Below are 19,611 nucleotides of genomic sequence, written 5' to 3'. Positions count from 1 at the left end.
GTGGCTGCCGGAGCCTGAGCCGAGAAGTAGGGGACCCCCATGAGCGAGGACTCGGTAGTACTGCGCCACCAAGGAAACGAGCACACCTTCCCGCTGATCGAGGGCACCATCGGCGACACCGCCATGGACATCTCGACGCTGCGCGCAAAGACGGGGCTGGTGACCTACGACGGAGGGTTCGTCAACACCGCCGCGTGTAAATCGGCGATCACCTTCATCGACGGCGAGGAGGGCGTCCTCCGCTACCGCGGCTACCCGATCGAGCAGATCGCGGAGCAGGGGACCTTCCTGGAGACGGCGTATCTGCTGATCTACGGCGAGTTGCCGTCGGTGAGCGCGCTGGACAACTTCCGCGACGAGATAACCCAGCACACGCTGCTGCACGAGGACGTCAAGCGGTTCTACGACGGCTTCCCGCGCGACGCGCACCCGATGGCGATGTTGTCGTCCGTGGTGTCCGCGCTGTCGACGTTCTACCAGGACAGCCACAACCCGTTCGACGAGGAGCAGGTCCGGCTCTCGGCGATAAGGCTGCTGGCCAAGCTGCCGACGATCGCGGCCTACGCGTTCAAGAAGTCGGTCGGCCAGCCGATGCTCTACCCGGACAACTCGCTCGGCTACGTCGAGAACTTCCTGCGGATGACCTTCGCCGTCCCGGCCGAGTCGTACAAGGCCGACCCGGTCGTGGTGGACGCGCTGGACAAGCTGCTCATCCTGCACGGCGACCACGAGCAGAACTGCTCGACCTCGACGGTGCGCCTCGTCGGCTCCAGCCAGGCGAACATGTTCGCGTCCATCTCGGCCGGCATCAACGCGCTGTGGGGCCCGCTGCACGGCGGCGCCAACCAGCAGGTGCTGGAGATGCTGGAGCAGATCAAGAACGACGGCGGCGACATCGACGCGTTCGTGAACAAGGTGAAGAACAAGGAGGACGGCGTCCGCCTGATGGGCTTCGGCCACCGGGTGTACAAGAGCCGCGACCCGCGCGCGACGATCATCAAGAAGGCCGCCGACGACGTCCTGTCCCGGATGGGCAAGAAGGACGAACTGCTCGACCTCGCGATGCAGTTGGAGGAGCGCGCGCTGGCCGACGACTACTTCGTCGAGCGCAAGCTCTACCCGAACGTGGACTTCTACACCGGGCTGATCTACCGGGCGATGGGCTTCCCCACCGAGATGTTCACGGTGCTGTTCGCGATCGGCCGGCTGCCGGGCTGGATCGCGCACTGGCAGGAGATGATCGCCGACCCGAAGGCCAAGATCGGCCGTCCGCGCCAGGTGTACACGGGCGTCGCGCTGCGCGACTACACCCCCATCGGTGCGCGCTGACCCGGATCGAACACCCGACGACGATCCCGGAGTCGAAGCTCGCGAACCGCGGTTCGCCGGCGACGGCTCCGGGATCGTCGCGTGTCGCGGGGGTCGGGGGCGGGCGCGTTCGCCCGCCCCGCGCTCAGCCGTTGGTCCCGGCCGACGGGCCCTTGCCGGTGACCGCGTCCAGGACGTACAGGTGGCGGTCGGCGCTGCCCACGAAGAGCAGGCCGTCGGCCACGATCGGGGAGGTCACCCGACCGCCGGTGGTGAACCGCCAGCGGGGCTCGCCGCCCATGCCGACCGCGAGCACCGAGCCGTTGCTGCTGCCCGCGTACACCATGTCCTCGGCGACCACGGGCGAGGTGACCCAGCCCTCGGCGCCGTAACGCCACACGCAGCGCGTGGTGTTGACGTCGACCGCGTACAGGCCGCCGTCGCCGCTGCCGAAGAAGGACAGGTTGCCCGAGGTGGCCGGTTGGGCGACCGGGCCGCCCGCGCCGAACCAGCCGCGCATCGCGCCGTCGCCGGCGTTGAGCAGGTACAGGTACTGGTCGGTGCTGCCGACGTGCACGATCCCGTTGGCCACCGTCGGCGAGGACACCCAGCCGCCGGTGGGGAAGCGCCAGCGGCACCAGCCGGTGGCCGCGTCCAGCGCGTAGACGCAGCGGTCGCTGGAGCCGAAGTACACCGTGCCGTCCACGACGGTGGGCGAGGTGGCCCAGCCGCCGGTGGGGAACCGCCAGCGACAGCGCCCGGTGGCCGCGTCCACGGCGTAGAGCGCGTTGTCGCTGGACCCGAAGTAGACGGTGCCGTCGGCGACCACGGGGGCGGCCACGACCTCACCGCCGGTGGGGAAGCTCCAGCGCCACTGCCGCGAGGTCAGTTCCAGGGCGTAGACGTGGTTGTCCTGGCTGCTGAGGTACATCAGCTCGCCGTCCACGGCCGGCGGGTGCGACCAGCCCGAGGAGTCGAACCGCCACTCGCGCGTGGCCAGATGCAGGGTGTGCAGCCCGTTGTCGTTGCTGTGCACGTGTACGCGGGCGGTCCGCCCGGAGCCCGCGCGCACCGGCGGGGTCAGGATCTCGCCGGTCGCGGCGAACCGCCACACCGGCGCGGCCTCCATGCCGCCGGTGGGGGTGCGCGGCGGCGTGGGGTGCTGGCGGGGCACGTCGGGACCGCTCTCCGGCCACGTGACCGGAGAGTTGGGTATCGGGGCGGGCGGCCGGGCCACCCGCTCGGTCGGCAGCGCCGGCGAAGGCGAGGACGTGGACACCGGTCGTCCCGAGACCGGTCGCGAGCCGCCCGGCGGGCCGCCCGTGGGCGAGTTCGTCGGCGGGGCCGGCGGCCGGGGCGGCGGCTTGCGGGTCGGGTTCGTCGGCGGACGCTGGGGCGGCGGTGGCCGGTGGGTCTCCGGGCGCGGCGCCGGACGCGGCTCCTGGCGCACCTGGTTGGGCAGTTTGCCCATGTTGTTCGGGTCCGGACGCACGTTCTCCGGCAGTTCGGGCCGCTGCTCCCCGTCGGGCTCGACGAGTTCGCGGACCGGCGGCGTGCGCGGGCCCATCGTGGGCCGGTACTGGCTCTCGAACCGCTGCACCATCGCCGACGCGTTGTCGGGCAGTTGGCTGTCCGCGTCGCTGTCGTCCAGGAGCGGGGCGAGTTGGTTGAGCAACTGGGTCGGGCTCGGCCGGTGTTCGGCGGCGCGCTGCATACACAGGTTGACCAGGCCGGTCAGCTCGGTCGGCAGCCCCTCCAGGTCCGGCGAGCCGGTGACCAGGCGCAGCAGCGCCTCGGCGGGCTTGCGGTCGGGGTAGGGCGAGTGCCCGGTGGCCGCGTACACCAGCGTGGCGCCGAGCGAGAACATGTCGCTGGCGGGGGTGATGTCGCGCACGCCCTGCGCCTGTTCGGGCGACATGTACGCCGGGGTGCCGACGGCGACGCCGGTCATGGTGAGCGAGCCGAAGTCGGCGGCGCGCGAGATGCCGAAGTCGATCACCTTGGGGCCGTCGCTGGCGACCAGCACGTTGGACGGCTTCAGGTCGCGGTGTACCAGGCCGGCGGCGTGTACGGACTCCAGCGCCTCGGCGATGCCGGCGGCCATCCAGCGCACCGCGCGCGGCGGCAGCGGGCCGCAGGCGCGCACCAGCGACTCCAGCGAGGGCGCGGGCACGTACGCGGTGGCCAGCCACGGCACCGCGGCGTCGGGGTCGGCGTTGACCACGGCGGCGGTGAACACGCCGCTGACCCGGCGGGCCGCGGCCACCTCCTGGGCGAAGCGCGCGCGAAAGCCCGGGTCGCCGCCCAGCTCCGAGCGGATGGTCTTGATCGCGACCAGTCGCCCGAAGGGCGAACGCCCCAGATAGATACGGCCCATGCCGCCGGCGCCGAGTCGGCCGAGCACCGCGTAGGGGCCGATCCGTTCCGGATCCCCCTTGGCCGGTGGCTCACCCGGCCATCCGTGTTCCGTCACAATCCCCCCGAAGTCGCTCCACCGCCCATCATCCCCGCCGAGCGGCTGTTTCGACAGGAACAGGCGGGAGGAGTGCCACGGCGCCGGTCGTCCCGTCGTCGCGATAGAGGTGCCCCGGGGCGGAGCACCCGCTGCCTGTCGCAGGGTACCCGCCTGCTCGCTCCGCCGCCCACGCCGCGTCCCGCTTGGACCGAAACACGGGGGAATCCCCCAGGCATCGAACACGAAGAGTGGCCGGCGAAGCGGAAATTACTCCACTGATCGGTTCTTTTCGGACGTGTCGCACTCTCGGACCGCGAACACCCGGGCCGGTTCGTGGGAACCGGCCCGGGTGTCGAGGTGTCGACGGGCGAGCGGAGGACCGCCCGGCGACGACGGCTGATGCCCGTCCTAGTGCAGACCGCCGGTGGTCTCGGCGGGCAGCTCCGACTTGTCGACCCGCAGTACCGCGACGGCGATCACTGCGGCGACGGCGAGCAGGATGCCGGCGGTCATGAAGCCCGCCGTGTAGCCCTCGGTGAGGGCGGCCTTGATCGCGTGCAGGTCCGGGGCCTTGCCGCCGAGCTTGGCCACCTCGTCCCGCAGCTTGTCGTCCTTGGCGCTGGAGTAGATCGTGGTCAGCACCGCGATCGCCACGGCGCCGCCCACCTGCTGGGTGACGTTGAGCATCGCGGATCCGATGCCCGCGTCCTCCGGGGCGATGCCGGCCACCGCGGTGGCCATGATCGCGACGAAGATCAGGCCCATGCCCAGACCGAAGATGATCATCGCGGGCAGCAGGCCGGTGACGTAGCCCGAGTCGACGTCGAGCATCGCGTAGTAGAACAGGCCGACCGCGGCCAGGACCGGACCCACGGTCAGCAGCACCCGCGGGCCGATCTTCGGCAACATCACGCTGGTGAACTGGGCCGAGACCATCACGCCCGCGCACAGCGGGAGATAGGCGAGACCGGACCTGATCGGCGAGTAGCCCGCGACGAGCTGCATGTAGAGGGTGATGAAGAAGAACGAACCCATCATGCCGCCGGCGGCGAGCGCCATCACCACGTAGCTGGCGGAGCGGTTGCGGTTGCGGAACAGCCGCATCGGCATGAGCGGTCGCTCGACCTTGAGCTCGATCACGATGAAGGCGGCGATCAGCACCGCCGACAGGGCCAGCGAGCCGATGGTCAGCCCGTCGCCCCAGCTCTTGTCCGCGGCCCGGATCACGCCGTAGACCAGCGCGGTGACACCGAGGGTGGAGGTGAGCGCGCCGGGGATGTCCAACCGGCCGCGCCAGACGGCCTTCTCGCCGGTCTTCGCGTCGTCCGGGATGGCCAGCGGCAGCGCGGCCACCAGGGCTATGCCGATCGGCACGTTGACGAACATGACCCAGCGCCAGGACAGGTACTCCACGAGCAGGCCGCCCATGAGCAGGCCGACCGCCGAACCCATGCCCGACACCGCGGCGTAGACGCCGAACGCCTTGTTGCGTTCCGGGCCTTCCTCGAAGGTGGTGGTCACCAACGACAGGACCGCGGGGGCCACCATCGCGCCGCCCACGCCCTGGAGGGCGCGCGAGGCGAGCAGCATGGCCTCGTTGCCGGCGAACCCGCCGAGCAGGCTCGCGACCGTGAACACGATCAGGCCGAGCGCCAGGAGCCGGCGTCGGCCGAACAGGTCACCGAGTCGACCACCGAGCAGCAGCAGGCCGCCGAAGGTCAGCATGTAGGCGTTCATCACCCAGGAGAGCGATGTTTCGCTGATGTCGAGCGCCTTGCCCATGTCGGGAAGGGCGATGTTCACGATGGTCGCGTCGAGCACGATCATCAACTGGGCCCCTGCGAGCAGGGCCAGGGCCAGTCCGCGACGCGCGTGCGGCGCCTCGGCGGACGGGGATCCGGTCGAACCGGCCACCTCGGGAGGTGCCGTCGTCATGGATTGCCTCGCATTGCTACTAGTGGACTTGCTAGTGGACGTGAGCGTTCTCTACGTGAATCTAGAGCTTATGCCTTAGAGAACGCAAACGTTTTCTGTAGCATGGCAGTCGGAGGTGACAGTGAGCACTGGAGTACGCGCCGGTCACGTCGAGACAGCCCTGCTGGTCACCGACTACCGACAGCGCCCCCGCAAGCGCGGCGTCACGCTGGAGCGGGCGATCACCGAGGCCGTGCTCGCCGAGCTGGGCGAACGCGGCTATGCGGGCCTCACCTTCGAGGGCGTCGCGACCCGCGCCGGAACCGGCAAGTCGGCGCTGTACCGGCGCTGGCCGGACAAGGTGGGCATGGTGGCCGACGCGATCTCCGCGACGCTGCCCGACCCGGAATCCCTGTCCTTCCCGGGCGCGTTGCGCGGCGACCTGATCGTCTACCTGGGAGCCATCGCGCGCAGCATGCTCGGCCCGCTGGGCCTGGGGACGCGCATGTTGTGCGGCGAACTGAGCCGACACCACGAGTTCGCCGAGATGTGGGAGCAGCGCGTGGTCGGCCCGTGGACGGCGCTGCTGACCGAGGTGATCGCCGACGCCATCGCCCGGGGCGAGGCCCGCCAGGGCGCGCTGGCCCCGGAGTGCGTGCTGACCGGGCCCACGTTCCTGTGCCAGCGCTTCACCGTCTCGGGCGTGCCGATGACCGACGCCGAGATCGAATCCCTGGTGGACAACGCGCTGATCCCGATGCTGGCGTTTCGCGACTGAGGACGGGCTCCGCCCGACCCGCGACGAACATGCCGAAGGCCGCCGACCGTGTGCACGGTCGGCGGCCTCCTCCGTCGTCGCGTCGCGGCCGTTCGCCGCGCGGCCCGGATCGGTTACTTCGCCGGGTCGACCCCGAACGTGCGGGCCAGGTCGTCCAGGATCACGTCCGCGCCCTGGAGGGACACCGCGGTCATCCAGCTCTCGTCCTTGACCTCGTACACGTGCCCGGCCTGTACCGCCTTCAGGCGCTGCCACAGCGGGTTGGCCAGGAACTTGTTCTTGCGCTCCTCGCCGCCGGAGAAGGTGGTCATGAAGATGTGGTCGGCGTCGGCCTGCCCGATCTGCTCCTCGCTGAGTTCGATGTTGAACTTCTCGGGGTCGCGCTGGTTCTCGGGGCGGGCCAGGCCCATGTCGCTCAGGATGATGCCGCTGAACGTCTTGCTCAGGTAGATGCGCGTCGGGCCGTCCACGAAGCGCACGATGGACACCGTCGGCTTGTTCGCCTTCGTGTTGATCGCGTCGCCGATCTTCTTGGCGCGCGTCTCGTAGGCGGTGAGCTTGGCGCCGGCCTTGTCGTCCTCGCCGAGCGCCCGGCCGACGAGCTTGACGTTGTCCTTCCAGGTCGGGCCGGTGGTCTTGACGAAGACGGTCGGCGCGATCTTGGCCAACTGGGCGTAGAGCTGGTCGTGTCGCACGGTCGCGGAGACGATCAGGTCGGGCTTGAGCAGCGCGATCTGTTCGAGGTTGGGGCTGTCCAGCGGGCCGACGTCCTTGGTGTTCTTCACCGCGTCGCCGAGGCGGGCCGGGAAGCCCTTCTGGTCGCGGTAGGAGCCGATGCCGCCGACCAGCGGGACGTCGAGGCCGGCGACCGCCTCGACGAGGCTGTTGTCGAGCGCCACGACCCGCTTGGGCTTCTCCTTGATCGTGGTGGTGCCCTTGTCGTGCGTGATGGTGCGCGGGAAGGAGGCCGTGGAGGCGGCCCCGCCGGAGGACGCCGCCGTGGACCCGCCGGCGCCCTCGGCCTTGTCGTCCGAGCCCTCGCCGCATGCGGTCAGGCCCGCCGTCAGCGCGATGGCGAGTGCGGCGAGGCCGAGACGGGCGCGCCGTCTGCGGCGTCCGAGCGTGAGCATGTGCCCTCCAGGGATGAGCGATACGGCGGGACGCCCGGACCCGGTGCGGCGCGCGGCCGTCCGCATCCGGGAGCATCCGGGAAGTGGGGATGAGGTTAGCCTTACCTATCCAGACACAAGCGGCAGGGTCGTGCTTTCCGGGTATTAGGCGTGCCTTACCTTACGTTCGTGCCTTCGAACATCGATCTCGCCGCTCCACGCGCGGCTCCCGCCCGGCCGGCGGAGCCCGTCCGCCACGGCGCCGGCCGCCGGGTCACGGTGGCGGCCGTACTGCTCGCGGCCCTGGCGATCGTGGTGTTCGCGTCGCTCGCCATCGGAGCCAAGACCGTTCCACTCGCGGACGTCCTGCACGCCCTCGGCGGCAGTCGTGCGGGGGACGCGGTCATCGTTCGGGACCTGCGCGTGCCGCGTACGTTCCTCGGCCTGCTCGTGGGCCTCTCGCTCGGCGTGGCGGGCGCGGTCGCGCAGGACATCACCCGAAACCCGCTCGGCGACCCCGGGCTGATCGGGGTCAGCGCGGGGGCGGCCTGCGCGGTCGCCGCGAGCATCGGCCTGCTCGGACTGACCAGCCCTTACCAGTACGTGTGGTTCGCCTTCCTCGGCGGCGCGGTCGCGGGCCTGCTCGCCTACCTCGTCGGCGGCACCGGATACGGCGGCGCCACCCCGGCCAAACTCGCCCTCGCCGGTGCCGCCGTGAGCGCGCTGCTCGACGCGTTCACCAACGCGCTCGTGCTCCTGGACGTACGCACCCTCGACCAGTACCGCTTCTGGGCGGTCGGCTCGCTGGCCGGGCGCGACACCGATCTCGGCGTGCGCCTGCTGCCGTTCGTGGCCGTCGGGCTGCTCCTGGCCCTGGGCCTGTGCGGGCGGCTCAACGCCCTCGCCCTGGGCGACGACCTCGCCTCGACCCTCGGCGTCAAGGTCGGCGCCACCCGCGCGCTCGGCGCCCTCGCGGTCATCCTGCTCGCCGGTGCCGCGGTCGCCGCGGCCGGCCCGATCACCTTCGTCGGCCTGGTCGTTCCGCATGTGGTGCGGGCCTTCACCGGCCCGGACGCGCGCTGGCTCGTACCGTGTTCCGGCCTCGCGGGCGCGACCCTGACCATCGGCGCCGACGTCGTCGGCCGAGTGGTGGCGCGCCCCGGCGAACTCGAGGTGGGCGTGGTCACCGCGATCCTCGGCGCGCCGTTCCTGATCGCGCTGGTCAAGCGCGGCAAGCTCAAGGAGCACGCCCGATGAGAGTCGAACTCGGCCCCGTCGGCGTGTCCGTACGCCCGCGCGTCGCGATCGTCACCACCACGCTGCTCGCGGTCATCGCGTGCGGCCTGGTCGCGTCGGTGTCCATCGGCACCTACTCCATCCCGGTCCGCGACGTCGTCGACTCGCTGCTCGGCGTCGGCTCCGGCGACGCCGACCTGATCGTGCGCGAACTACGGCTGCCGCGCGCCCTCACCGCACTGCTCGTCGGCCTCGCGTTCGGCTTGGCCGGGGCCGTCTTCCAGGCCGTCACCCGCAATCCGCTGGCCGGACCCGACCTGATCGGCATCTCCGCCGGCGCGAGCGCGGGCGCGGTCGGCACGATCCTGCTCGGCGGCGTCACCTCGGCGGGCGCCGCGTCCTTCGGCGCCGTGCCCTTCGGCGCCCTCGCCGGGGCGCTGCTCACCGCGGCCCTGATCTACGTGATGGCCTTTCGCGGCGGCACCATCACCGGCTACCGCTTCGTACTGGTCGGCCTGGCCATGCACGGCGTGCTGATGGCGCTGACCCGCTGGATGCTCGCGCGCGCCGACATCGACCAGGCGTCGCGGGCCATGGTGTGGCTCACCGGCAGCCTCAACGGGCGCGACTACGCGCACGTGCGCTGGGTGGGCCTGGCGCTGCTGGTCCTGGTGCCGCTCACGCTCGCGCTGGCCCGCCCCTACCAACTCCTCCAGTTCGACGACGACACCGCGCTCAGCCTGGGCATGCCGCTGCACCGGGCCCGGATCGCGCTGCTCGTGGTGGCCACGTGCCTGGCGGCGGTGGCGGCGGCCTCGGCCGGACCGGTCGCCTTCGTCGCGCTCGGCGCACCCCAGATCGCCCGCCGCCTGACCGGCACCGCCGGCATCCCGCTGATCGCGAGCGGACTGGTCGGCGCCGCGACCCTGCTCGCCGCCGACCTGGCCGCCCGACTCGCCTTCTCGCCCACCGAGTTGCCGGTGGGCATCGTCACCGGCGCGGTCGGCGCCCCGTATCTGATGTGGCTGCTCGCCCGAACCAACCGGGCCGGAAAGGGAGGCTGACATGACCGCCGGCGCACTCGACACCACCGGACTGTCCGGCCGCGGCCTGCGGTTGGGCTACGGCGACCGCGTCGTCGCCGACGACCTCGACCTGCACATTCCCGCCGGCAAGGTCACCGCGCTCGTCGGCCCCAACGCGTGCGGCAAGTCCACCGCGCTGCGCGCCCTGGCCCGCCTGCTCAAGCCGGCGGCCGGCGTCGTCCATCTGGACGGGAGCGACATCGCCGACCTGCCCGGCCGCGAACTCGCCCTGCGGCTGGCCCTGTTGCCGCAGACGCCGAGCGCACCCGACGGGATCTCCGTGCGCGACCTCGTCGCCCGCGGCCGTACGCCCCACCAGCGCTGGTGGCGGCAGTGGTCCTCGGCCGACGAAGCCGTGGTCGACCGGGCCCTCGAGGTCACCGGCGCCGCCGCCCTCGCCGATCGTTCCATCGACGAACTCTCCGGCGGCCAGCGGCAACGCGTGTGGATCGCGATGGCGCTCGCCCAGGACACCGAGGTACTCCTGCTCGACGAGCCCACGACCTACCTCGACCTCGCCTACCAGGTGGACGTGCTCGAACTCGTCGCCGACCTCAACCGCACCGACGGGCGCACCGTCGTGATGGTCCTGCACGAGTTGAACCACGCGTGCCGCTACGCCGACCATCTCGTCGCGATGCGCGCCGGCCGGGTCGTGGCGGCGGGTCCGCCCGCCGACATCGTCACCCCCGAACTGGTCCACGAGGTGTTCGACCTGCGCACGTCGGTCATCCCGTGCCCGGTCTCGGGCGTCCCGCTGGTGATCCCCCTGGGCGGTCGCCGGGAGATCGCCGAGCCGCCCGCCAAGGCGTAGCGGGCCCCGACGCTACTCCCAGGGCAGGTCGGCCAGGGCCGGGGCGGCGTCGTCGCGCAGGACCGTGCCCTCGATCAGGCCGTACGGCCGGTCCGTGACCTCGTACACCTCCCCCTGGTTGGGTTGACCGAACGGGCTCGGGTCGACCTCGACGTGGTGGTGGTTGGGCAGCGTCAGGCGTACTCGGCCGGGTGCTCCTGCTCCGCCGGGACCGCCTCGCCCATCGTGTACAGGCTCTGCTGGAGCGAAAGGCTGTGCGTGTCGGCGAAGGTGCGCAGCAGGGTGTCCCGGGCGGCGCGGAACGAGGCGTCCCAGTCGGCCGGCGCGTCGCCGTCGCGGCGATGGCGCCAACGCGCCCGCACGGTGGTGGCCAGGATCCGGTCCCGGGTCGGCGCGAGCGTCGTGTAGCGGTCCGTCGCAAAGCCGTGGAACTCGGATCCGGTGGACTTGAGCACGGCCACGTCCGCCAGGCCGGAGCAGACCTCGACGCCCTCCGGCCCGTGCACGACCCCGGCGCAGCGCGCCCCCGCCGCCCGGGTCCACGCGTGCGGGTGCGGACCGTGCGTGCCGGCGATCCGGACCCAGGGGCGTTCGAGCAGGCGCACCCGCGCGGTGTCGATCGAGGCGTGCGCGTCGACGAAGTGTCCGGCCAGGCGCAGGCCGAACTCCTCGGTCGAGGGCAGCGGTCGGTCCTGGGCGAAGGCGTACACCACGGCGCGCATCGTCTCCGTGGGCACCACCCGGGCGTTGTCGCCGCGCAGACGGGTGTCGGCGAGGTCGCCGGACAGGGAGATCGAGACGTCGAGATCGCACAGTTCGTGCTCGGTCGCGGTGGTCCGGGTCACCCGGGCCACGCGCACCTCCGCCTTGCCGTATCGATTCGGCCCCAGAACGATCGCCATCGGTCCGACTCCCTCGTCGTATCGGACTGTGGTTGCCGCGAAGCCAGTGTGCCCACACGGTCCGGCAGAACGTCGGAATCCGGACATGTCCCGGTCTTCCGGCGCCCGTCCGGAGTCGGTAACAGGAGATCGACGGGGCGGTCCGGGTCCTCGGTGACACCCCGGCCCGAGGGGTAGGCTGCGGCGAAGTCCGCGGGGAGGCGAGACCGACAGGGCCGTCGGCATGCCCTGGGGCCACTCCCTGCCTTGGCACAGAACGCACGTACGTGGAGGGGGCGGCAGTCATGGATCCGCTGAAGCCGGGCGATCCCGGGGTTGTCGGGCGGTACCGACTGTCGGCCCGACTCGGTCGGGCCGGCCTGGGGACCGTGTTCCTCGGTCGAGCACCCGGTGGTGAGCAGGTCGCGGTCAAGCTGGTGCGGTCGGACCTGGCGGCCGACAAGAAGTTCCTCGAACGATTCCGTACGGACATGGCGGCCGCGCGCGAGGTCGAGGGCACGCATGTCGCCCACGTCCTGGACGCCGATGCCGACGGTACGCCGCCGTGGCTGGTGGTCGAGCATGTCGCCGGCCCGTCCCTGGAGGCGGCCGTCGAGGCGCACGGGGCGTTTCCGGAGCGGACGTTGCGCGCGCTGGGCGCCGGGTTGGCCGAGGGCCTGGCGGCCGTGCACGAGGCGGGTCTGACGCACCGTGACCTAAAGCCGGCGAACGTCCTGCTCGCCGCCGACGGGCCCCGGGTGGCGGACTACGCGCTGGCCCGGGCGCTGGGTGCGGCCGGGTTGAACCGGACCGGCGTGGTGGAGATACCGGCGCTGCCGGCGCCGGAGCAGGTCACCGGCGGATCCATCGGTCCGGCGATCGACGTCTTCGCCCTCGGCGGTGTGCTCTGCCATGCGGCGGGCGTGGCGCCGTTCGGCACGGGGTCGGCCGCCGAACTGGCCCAGCGGGTGGTCCGGGAGACGCCGGACCTGACCGAACTCCCGGACTGGCTGCGCGAGATCGTCGCCGACTGCCTGAAGAAGCGGCCCACCGCGCGACCTGCCGCGGCCGACCTGGTGGCCCGCTTCGCGGCGGCCGACCCGGCGGCGGACTGGCTGCCGAAGGCGACGGCGGCCCTGCTCGCGACCCACGCGGCGGAGGCGGCGTCGGCCTCGGCCAAGCGGGTGGAGATACCGGACGCCGACGAGGCGGACACGGTGGAACCGGGCGACGCGAACGGCTTGGACGGTTCGGACCCGGCGGCGGAGACGGCCGAGGTAGCGGCGTCGGCCGCGCTCGCGACACCCGCGGCCGCACCGCCGGCCGTTGCGGCCTCCGGGGCCAAGGCGACCGGGAAGACGAAGCCGGGCACCGGCACGGCGGCGGCCCGGAAGGCGGACGACGAGGCGGATCGGCCCGATGCGGCGGCCGACGGCACCGAGGCGAAGCCTGCTGGACCGGCGGCCAAGGGCACGAAGGCGAAGCCGGGCGTCCCGGCGCCGGCCGACAACGACGGCGACGCGGACGACGCGACTCCCGTAACCACCCCGGCAATCCGCGGCGCCAAGCCCGGCAGGCCCACGGCAGCCGCGAGTTCCGCCGCGGACACTCCCGAGGACGACGCAACGCCCGTTGCCGGCGCGGCGGCACGAGGCAACAGGACCGGCAGGGCCAAACCCACCCCGAAGCCGGATTCCGACACGGAAGCCCCCGAGGACGACGCCACCCCGGCGGCGCGGAGCGGCAAACCCACCAGGCCCGCCAGCGAGCCGAGTTCGGACCCGAACGACGCCGACGACGACGCAACCCCGGTTGCCACCCCGGCGGCGCGGAGCGGCAAGTCCAAGCCCACCAGGCCCGCCACCAAAGCAGGTTCGGACACGGACGACGCCCAGGACGACGCAACTCCTGCGGCCACCCCGGCGGCGCGAAGCCGCAAGCCCGCCAAGCCCGCCACCGAGGCAGGTTCGGGCACGGACGGCGCCGAGGACGACGCGACCGCTCCCGTGACCGTGCCCGCCGCCCGCGACGGCAAGCCGAAGGGCGAGGCCGGGGCGAAGGGTGCGCCGAAGGCCGCCGGGGTCGCGGACGACGACGCGACCACCCCCGTGGCGGTGCCCGCCGGCCGCGCGCCGGCCGCCGATCCCGCGCCGCCCGCGCCCGGGTCGGGCAAGCCGGAGGGGGGCTACGACGGCGGCGAGCCGGTCAAGGTGCCGGTCGTGCGGCGCGGCGACAACGCCGAGTCGGTCAAGGTCCCGCGCAAGCCCGACGGTCCCGCACCGGCGGGGGCCGGGGCCGAGACGGTCAAGGTGGAGCACCCGGCCGCGAGCCCGGCCGGCGCGACCTCGGTGCTGCCCGCCCCCGCGCCACCGGCCGCCGCACCGCCGCTCCCGACCGCGACCCCCGCAGCCGCCGCGACGGCTGCCCCGCAACCGGGCGCCGGCCTGCCCTTCCCGCTCGGACTTACCGAGCAGCGCCCCACCACCGAGCAGCGCCCGGCCGAACCGCTGCTCTGGCACGCGGTGATCGCGCTGCTCGGCGTGACCGCCGTCGGAATAGGGCTGTTCCGGCTCACCGACTCCGCCTGGCGCGACGCCCAGAACATGATCCTGGGCATGGTGCTCCCCGGCATCTCGGTACTGGCCGGCCTCGCCGGCCTGGGCACGCTGGTCCTCGCCGTCATCGACGCCCGCAAGCCCACCGCCCAGGGCGCACCCCCGTACGGCGCCACCCCTCGGCAGCACCCCACCGAGGCGGACTCACACCGCTAGGCGAGGTCACGGATACACCACCTACGGTCCGCCGGTCGTCCACCCGACGACCGGCGGAGCCGGTTTCGGGCTCAGTACGAACCGGCGCAACCGCCCGACGCGTCCGAGTGACTGCCGATGTTGTGGTTGTGGCCGAAGGTGGGGTTGTAGCCGCTGCTCGGGTCGAACATCTCCCGACCACCCCCGTCCGCCGGGCGCTTGCGGCGTTTTCCCTCCCGCAGCCGCCGGATCCGCACGTCGGACGCACGGAAGGCGGCGCCCATCTCGGCGTCGTACAGCCCGCGTCGCCCGAACAGCGCCGCTCCCCCGATCACGTCGGGCGGGCCCTCCGCCGCCCAGTCGACCCGGCCCCATTCCCGGCGCGCCGCCCCAGGCACCGCTCCCCGGCCGGCGTCACCATCGCCGCCCGCCGGCCGAACGGTCGCGGGGCCCGGCGCATCAATCCGGCCGCCACCAGCCGATCCCGCACCGCCAGGATCGCCGGATCCACGGCCGCCGCAAGCCGTACCTCGGTGAGATCGGCTCCGCTCCCGGCCGGCACCAGGGCCAGGATCGTGTCCTCGATCGGCCCCTCCCCCGTGCGCGCCGGCGCGGTCAACCGGCCGTCCCGGGCTACGCACAGCACTTCCCGAACCCGCGGACCGACGATCGTGGTGTCCACCACACGGCCGGGGCCACCGGCCAGGAAGGCGAGTTCGTGGACGCCGACGGAGACGGGAACCGACGCGCAGGGCTTCATGGGTCAGGTGTACCGCTCCCCCCGGCATTCCCGAACATCCGGTCGACCATCGTGGGCAACTCCCGCGCCGCCCCCGGCCGTTCAGGCCCGGGCCGCGCCCCGGGGCCACACCACGTGGACCTGCTTGCCGGCCGCGCGGGCGCGGGTCACCGCTTCGGCGGTGCTGCCCCGGTTGTCGTCGGGCCGGCCGTCCCAGACGGCGAAGAGCACATCGGCCGCCGCGATCAGATTCTCGTTGGCCGCCGCGTAGGCGTCTCGGGAGGCGCGGGGGTACGGCATCACCCGAACGTCGTCGGCCGCCGCCAGCAGGTGGTCGAAGGTCGTGCGATAGGCCGCGCCGACCCTGGACTCGGCGTAGTCGGCCGACGGCAGCAGCACCACCAGCCGGCCGCCCAGGTCGAGCACGACCCTGGCGAAGATCGCGTCCGCACCGGCCGCCAGGCAGCTGTAGCCGACCAGTTCGTCCGCCGCGACACCGGCGAGCAGATCCCGGAGCGCACGATCGACCAACGGCGCCGTCCCCGCCGCGAGGTTGATGTGCCCGGTGATGCCATAGCCCGTCACACGCGCTCCAAAGTTGATCGACCACTCCGAGGGAACCCCCCATTGTTTGCGCAACCGGGCCGGATCTCCGGCGGATCCGATCGATAATCGGACCCCAACGGCACTCGGGAACACCGGCCCACGGGGGATGGCATGCATTGGGGAGCCCGCCGCACGGCGACCACGGCGGCAGCCGTCGCCCTGGCCGCCACGCTGTCCGCCTGTACCGGCTCGTCGGGCCCGCCGCCGGCCGAGGTCCGCACCGCCGCCGACCCGGTCGTCTCGGGAGCACATCCGGCCGGCCCGGACGACTACCCCAAACCGTCCACCGCCGCGCCGTGCGACCCGCGCCGGAGCCTGACCCCGCCCGACTCGTTGCCCGCCGGCGGTCGGATGCCCGCCGGGTCCACGATGGAGACCATCCAGCGGCGCGGCTACCTGATCGTCGGGGTGGACCAGAACACCCGCTACTTCGCCGAAATGGATCGGCGCAGCGGCCGGATCCAGGGCTTCGACATCGAGATGGCCAAGACCCTCGCGCAGGCGATCTTCGGCGGCCCCGACGACTCCGCGCACATCCGGTACAAGGTGATCACCCAGGCCCAGCGGCCCGAAGTGCTCCGGTCCGGGGTGGTGGACGTGGTGATCGACACGATGACCATCACGTGCGAGCGCAAGCGCGAGGTGGCGTTCAGCAGCGACTACTACACCGACGGCCAGCGGGTGCTGGTCCGCCGCGACTCCGATGTGCACGCGCTCGCCGATCTGCGCGGCAGGCGGGTGTGCACGGTGCGGGCGACCACCTCGATCGTGTTCCTGCGCGACGATCCGGCGGGCGTGGTGCCCTACGCGGTGGAGAACTGGACGGACTGCCTGGTCGCGTTGCAGCAGGGCGAGGTGGACGCGGTCTCGACGACCTCCGCACTGCTGCAGGGACTTCGCGCGCAGGATTCGGACACCGAGTTGGTCGGGCCGGCGTTCAGCGACGAACCGCACGGCATGGCCTTCCCGTTGGCGCACGAGGACTTCGTGCGCTTCGCCAACGGGCTGCTGGAGCGGATGAAGCGCGACGGGTCGTGGCAGCGGTTGTACGACACCTGGCTGGCCGGGCCGCTGGGCCCGCAGTCGCCGCCGCGTGCGTCCTACGCGGGCTGATCGCGCCGCACCCGATCCGCCGCTCCTATTCGTCGACGAGCGTCGGTCGCAGGGCGTCGAGGACGGTGGGATCCTCGATCGTGGACGGCGGTTCGGGTCGTTTGCCGTCGGCGATGTCGCGCATCGTGCGGCGCAGGATCTTGCCGGACCGGGTCTTGGGCAGCGTGGGGACGACGTCCACCCGCCGCAGGGCGGCCACCGCGCCGATCGTGTCCCGGACCCGGCGGACCAACTCCTCCGCCACCTCGGCCGGTTCCCGGTCCACGCCGGCCTTGAGCACGACCAGGCCGCGCGGCACCTGGCCCTTGAGTTCGTCGGCCACCCCGATCACCGCGCACTCCGCCACGTCCGGATGGCCCGCCAGGACCTCCTCCATCGAGCCGGTGGACAGCCGGTGTCCGGCCACGTTGATCACGTCGTCGGTGCGGCCCATCACGTAGACGTAGCCGTCGGCGTCCTTGCGCCCGCCGTCGCCGGTGAGGTAATGGCCGGGGAAGGCGGTCAGGTAGGAGGCGACATAGCGCGCGTCGTCGCCCCACAGCCCGGTCAACGTGCCGGGCGGCATGGGCAGTTTGAGCACCACGCACCCGTCCGTGCCGGGCGGCACCTCGACGCCGTCCGGGTCCAGGATCCGCACGTCGTAGCCGGGCACCGGCAGGGTCGGCGAGCCGGGCCGGGTCGGCTGTGGCTCCAGTCCGATCGGGTCGGCCACGATCGGCCATCCGGTCTCGGTCTGCCACCAGTTGTCCACCACGGGCACGCCGAGCAGGTCGCCGGCCCAGCGGTAGGTCTCCGGGTCGAGGCGTTCGCCGGCCAGGAACAGGGCGCGCAGGGCGGACAGATCGTGTCCGGCGAGCAGTTTCCCCTCCGGGTCCGCCTTGCGGATCGCGCGGAACGCGGTGGGCGCGGTGAACAGCATCGTGGTCCGGTGCTCGGCGGCCACCCGCCAGAACGCGCCCGCGTCGGGAGTGCCGACCGGTTTTCCCTCGTACAGCACGGAGGTGCAGCCGGTGAGCAGCGGCGCGTAGACGATGTACGAGTGGCCGACGACCCAGCCGACGTCGGAGGCGGTCCAGCTCACCTCGCCCGGCCGCACGCCGTAGATGTTCTCCATCGACCAGCGCAGTGCCACCGCGTGGCCGCCGTTGTCGCGGACGATGCCCTTGGGCGGACCGGTGGTGCCGGAGGTGTAGAGGATGTAGAGCGGGTCGGTGGCCGCCACCGGCACACACCCGACCGGCTCGGCGCTCGCCATGGCGGTGTCCCAGTCGACGTCGGCGTCCGCCAACTCGGGGATCAGTTGCGGGCGTTGCAGGATCACCACGTGGTCCGGGCGGTGGGTGGCCTCGGCCAGGGCGGCGTCCACGAGCGGTTTGTAGGCGATGGTGCGGGTCGGCTCGATGCCGCAGGACGCGGCCACCACCACGGTGGGCCGGGCGTCGTCGATCCGCACCGCCAACTCGTGGGCGGCGAATCCGCCGAACACCACGGAGTGCACCGCGCCGAGCCGGGCACAGGCGAGCATCGCCACCACCGCCTCGGGCACCATCGGCAGGTAGAGCACGACCCGATCGCCGCGGCCGACCCCGAGCCCGCGCAGCACACCGGCGAACCGTGCGGTCAGGTCGAGCAGTTCGGCGTAGCTCAGCCGGCGCCGGGTGTCGGTGACGGGCGAGTCGTACACGATGGCCGCCTGATCGCCGCGGCCGGCCGCCACGTGCCGGTCCAGGGCGTTGAAGCAGGTGTTCAGCACGCCGTCGGGGAACCAGCGGTACAGCGGCGCGGCACGGTCGTCCAGGGCCCGGGTCGGCGGGGTGATCCAGTCGATCGCCTCGGCCGCCGCCAACCAGAATCCGTCCGGATCGTCGAGGCTGCGCCGATACGCCGACGCGTACGCCCCACCCTGGTCGCGACTCATCCGCGGTTCCTCTCGGTGGTTGCGGCAGGGCGCGGTGTGGCGATGCCGCCCCGCCGGCAGGATCCCGACGCGGCGGCACGAAGTCAAGACGCTCGAACGGGCGTTCGGGTGCGCGCCGGCGAGCCGGGACGCCCGGTTCGGGCCGGCGGGTTCGGACCACCGGATTCAGGCCACCGGGTTCAGCGTGGTGACGATGCCGGACGCGGTCGGCATGGCGTCCCGTCCGCTCTGCTTGCCGGCGTCTATCACGGTGTCCAGGTCGTAGCCGTTGCGCGCGCCGAGTTCGTTCTCCACCAGTTGGGACAGCAGTTCGTTGGCGGTGCCTTCGAGGGCGGCGACGGCGGGTGCGGTGGCGATCTCGATCACCCTGGCCATCAACTCTTCCTCGAGTTCCTTGAAGATGCGTTTGACCGCGGTGCGCACGATGGCGACCTCGGCCAGGCCGGCGATCGCGGACAGGCCCAGGGTGAAGGTGGCCGCCGCGGCGGCGGCGGCGATCGCCTCGGCCAGGATGATCAGTTGGGCGATGGCTCTGCCCTTGGCCACCTCGATCACCACCGCCGCCGCGTCCAGCGCCTTGGCCAACATCCGGGCGCCCTCGGCCAGATCGTGCAGATGCTCGTTGTTCAGCTTGCCGTAGTGCGCCTCGAACGCCTCGGCGGCCATGCCGCTGGTGCCGGAGAGGATCCAGGCCGCGCCATTTTTGCCGTCCGCCCGCGCCTCGTCGATCTCGTCCGCGAACTCGCGGTACGCGACCGCCAGTTCCTTGAACTCGTCCTCGTCGAGGTTGGGCCAGTCGACCCCGATGACGTCCAGTGCCGTGTCCAGATAGCCCGGTACGGTGATGCCCACAGTCGACCCCCGTCGTCTTCGCCCACGCCCGAACCGGCGGGGCGCGTCCCGTC

Annotated in this window: 16 protein-coding genes; 7 read left to right on the top strand and 9 right to left on the bottom strand. The window is 72.4% G+C overall.

The features are described 5' to 3' along the window. The first annotated feature begins 39 nt into the window (after positions 1-39). Positions 40-1,329, top strand: a complete 1,290-nt coding sequence (locus B4N89_RS23875; protein WP_078977854.1) for a citrate synthase — start codon at positions 40-42, stop codon at positions 1,327-1,329. 124 nt (positions 1,330-1,453) lie between these two features. Here the strand turns inward: B4N89_RS23875 and B4N89_RS23870 are convergent, their stop codons facing one another. Both B4N89_RS23870 and B4N89_RS23865 read right to left on the bottom strand, forming a co-directional pair. Continuing rightward, a complete protein-coding gene (locus tag B4N89_RS23870) occupies positions 1,454-3,781 on the bottom strand; it encodes a PQQ-binding-like beta-propeller repeat protein (RefSeq protein ID WP_078977853.1) in 2,328 nt (775 codons plus the stop codon). A 390-nt stretch (positions 3,782-4,171) separates the two neighbouring features. Beyond that, entirely contained in the window at positions 4,172-5,698 is a 1,527-nt protein-coding gene (locus B4N89_RS23865; protein ID WP_078977852.1) for an MFS transporter, read from the bottom strand. 121 nt (positions 5,699-5,819) lie between these two features. Between B4N89_RS23865 and B4N89_RS23860 the strand changes: the two genes are divergently transcribed. Continuing rightward, on the top strand, positions 5,820-6,455 hold the full coding sequence (locus tag B4N89_RS23860) for a TetR/AcrR family transcriptional regulator (protein WP_161500797.1): 636 nt from the start codon (positions 5,820-5,822) through the stop codon (positions 6,453-6,455). Positions 6,456-6,568: 113 nt separating this feature from the next. Here B4N89_RS23860 and B4N89_RS23855 read toward each other — a convergent pair whose 3' ends face one another. Further along, on the bottom strand, positions 6,569-7,585 hold the full coding sequence (locus B4N89_RS23855) for an ABC transporter substrate-binding protein (protein ID WP_078977850.1): 1,017 nt from the start codon (positions 7,583-7,585) through the stop codon (positions 6,569-6,571). A gap of 168 nt (positions 7,586-7,753) precedes the next feature. On the opposite strand from B4N89_RS23855, the gene B4N89_RS23850 reads away from it, so the two are divergent. From B4N89_RS23850 to B4N89_RS23840, 3 genes are read left to right on the top strand one after another with little or no spacing between them, the layout of a single operon-like run. Further along, a complete protein-coding gene (locus B4N89_RS23850; protein WP_235618748.1) occupies positions 7,754-8,821 on the top strand; it encodes a FecCD family ABC transporter permease in 1,068 nt (355 codons plus the stop codon). Next, positions 8,818-9,864: a FecCD family ABC transporter permease gene (locus B4N89_RS23845; RefSeq protein WP_078977849.1), complete on the top strand. Its 1,047-nt coding sequence runs from the start codon at positions 8,818-8,820 to the stop codon at positions 9,862-9,864. Before B4N89_RS23850 ends, B4N89_RS23845 begins: the two co-directional genes overlap by 4 nt. A gap of 1 nt (position 9,865) precedes the next feature. After that, positions 9,866-10,699, top strand: a complete 834-nt coding sequence (locus tag B4N89_RS23840) for an ABC transporter ATP-binding protein (RefSeq protein WP_078977848.1) — start codon at positions 9,866-9,868, stop codon at positions 10,697-10,699. A gap of 173 nt (positions 10,700-10,872) precedes the next feature. Here the strand turns inward: B4N89_RS23840 and pucL are convergent, their stop codons facing one another. Then, on the bottom strand, positions 10,873-11,601 hold the full coding sequence (gene pucL, locus B4N89_RS23835) for a factor-independent urate hydroxylase (RefSeq protein ID WP_321170707.1): 729 nt from the start codon (positions 11,599-11,601) through the stop codon (positions 10,873-10,875). A 284-nt stretch (positions 11,602-11,885) separates the two neighbouring features. On the opposite strand from pucL, the gene B4N89_RS23830 reads away from it, so the two are divergent. Further along, on the top strand, positions 11,886-14,351 hold the full coding sequence (locus B4N89_RS23830) for a serine/threonine-protein kinase (RefSeq protein WP_078977847.1): 2,466 nt from the start codon (positions 11,886-11,888) through the stop codon (positions 14,349-14,351). A 71-nt stretch (positions 14,352-14,422) separates the two neighbouring features. On the opposite strand, the gene B4N89_RS23825 is transcribed toward B4N89_RS23830, so the two are convergent. The 3 genes from B4N89_RS23825 to B4N89_RS23815 all read right to left on the bottom strand — a co-directional run bounded on the left by B4N89_RS23825 (position 14,423) and on the right by B4N89_RS23815 (position 15,654). Continuing rightward, positions 14,423-14,665 (bottom strand): hypothetical protein, encoded by a 243-nt coding sequence (locus B4N89_RS23825; protein WP_078977846.1) that lies wholly within the window; start codon positions 14,663-14,665, stop codon positions 14,423-14,425. After that, complete coding sequence (locus tag B4N89_RS23820; protein WP_078977845.1) at positions 14,662-15,090, bottom strand: TIGR04222 domain-containing membrane protein; 429 nt, start codon at positions 15,088-15,090, stop codon at positions 14,662-14,664. The genes B4N89_RS23825 and B4N89_RS23820 overlap by 4 nt, the downstream gene beginning before the upstream one ends. Positions 15,091-15,171: 81 nt before the next feature. Next, positions 15,172-15,654 (bottom strand): hypothetical protein, encoded by a 483-nt coding sequence (locus tag B4N89_RS23815; RefSeq protein WP_078977844.1) that lies wholly within the window; start codon positions 15,652-15,654, stop codon positions 15,172-15,174. A 132-nt stretch (positions 15,655-15,786) separates the two neighbouring features. Between B4N89_RS23815 and B4N89_RS23810 the strand changes: the two genes are divergently transcribed. Further along, the gene (locus B4N89_RS23810) at positions 15,787-16,788 is read left to right on the top strand and encodes a glutamate ABC transporter substrate-binding protein (RefSeq protein WP_078977843.1); all 1,002 of its coding nucleotides are present in this window, start codon (positions 15,787-15,789) and stop codon (positions 16,786-16,788) included. Positions 16,789-16,813: 25 nt separating this feature from the next. Here B4N89_RS23810 and B4N89_RS23805 read toward each other — a convergent pair whose 3' ends face one another. After that, positions 16,814-18,706: a propionyl-CoA synthetase gene (locus B4N89_RS23805; protein WP_078977842.1), complete on the bottom strand. Its 1,893-nt coding sequence runs from the start codon at positions 18,704-18,706 to the stop codon at positions 16,814-16,816. A 165-nt stretch (positions 18,707-18,871) separates the two neighbouring features. Next, positions 18,872-19,558 (bottom strand): hypothetical protein, encoded by a 687-nt coding sequence (locus B4N89_RS23800; RefSeq protein ID WP_078977841.1) that lies wholly within the window; start codon positions 19,556-19,558, stop codon positions 18,872-18,874. Between the last annotated feature and the right edge of the window lie 53 nt (positions 19,559-19,611).

The organism is Embleya scabrispora, assembly GCF_002024165.1.
Taxonomy (GTDB): Bacteria; Actinomycetota; Actinomycetes; order Streptomycetales; family Streptomycetaceae; genus Embleya; species Embleya scabrispora_A.
This window is presented reverse-complemented; position numbering and strand designations above follow the sequence as displayed.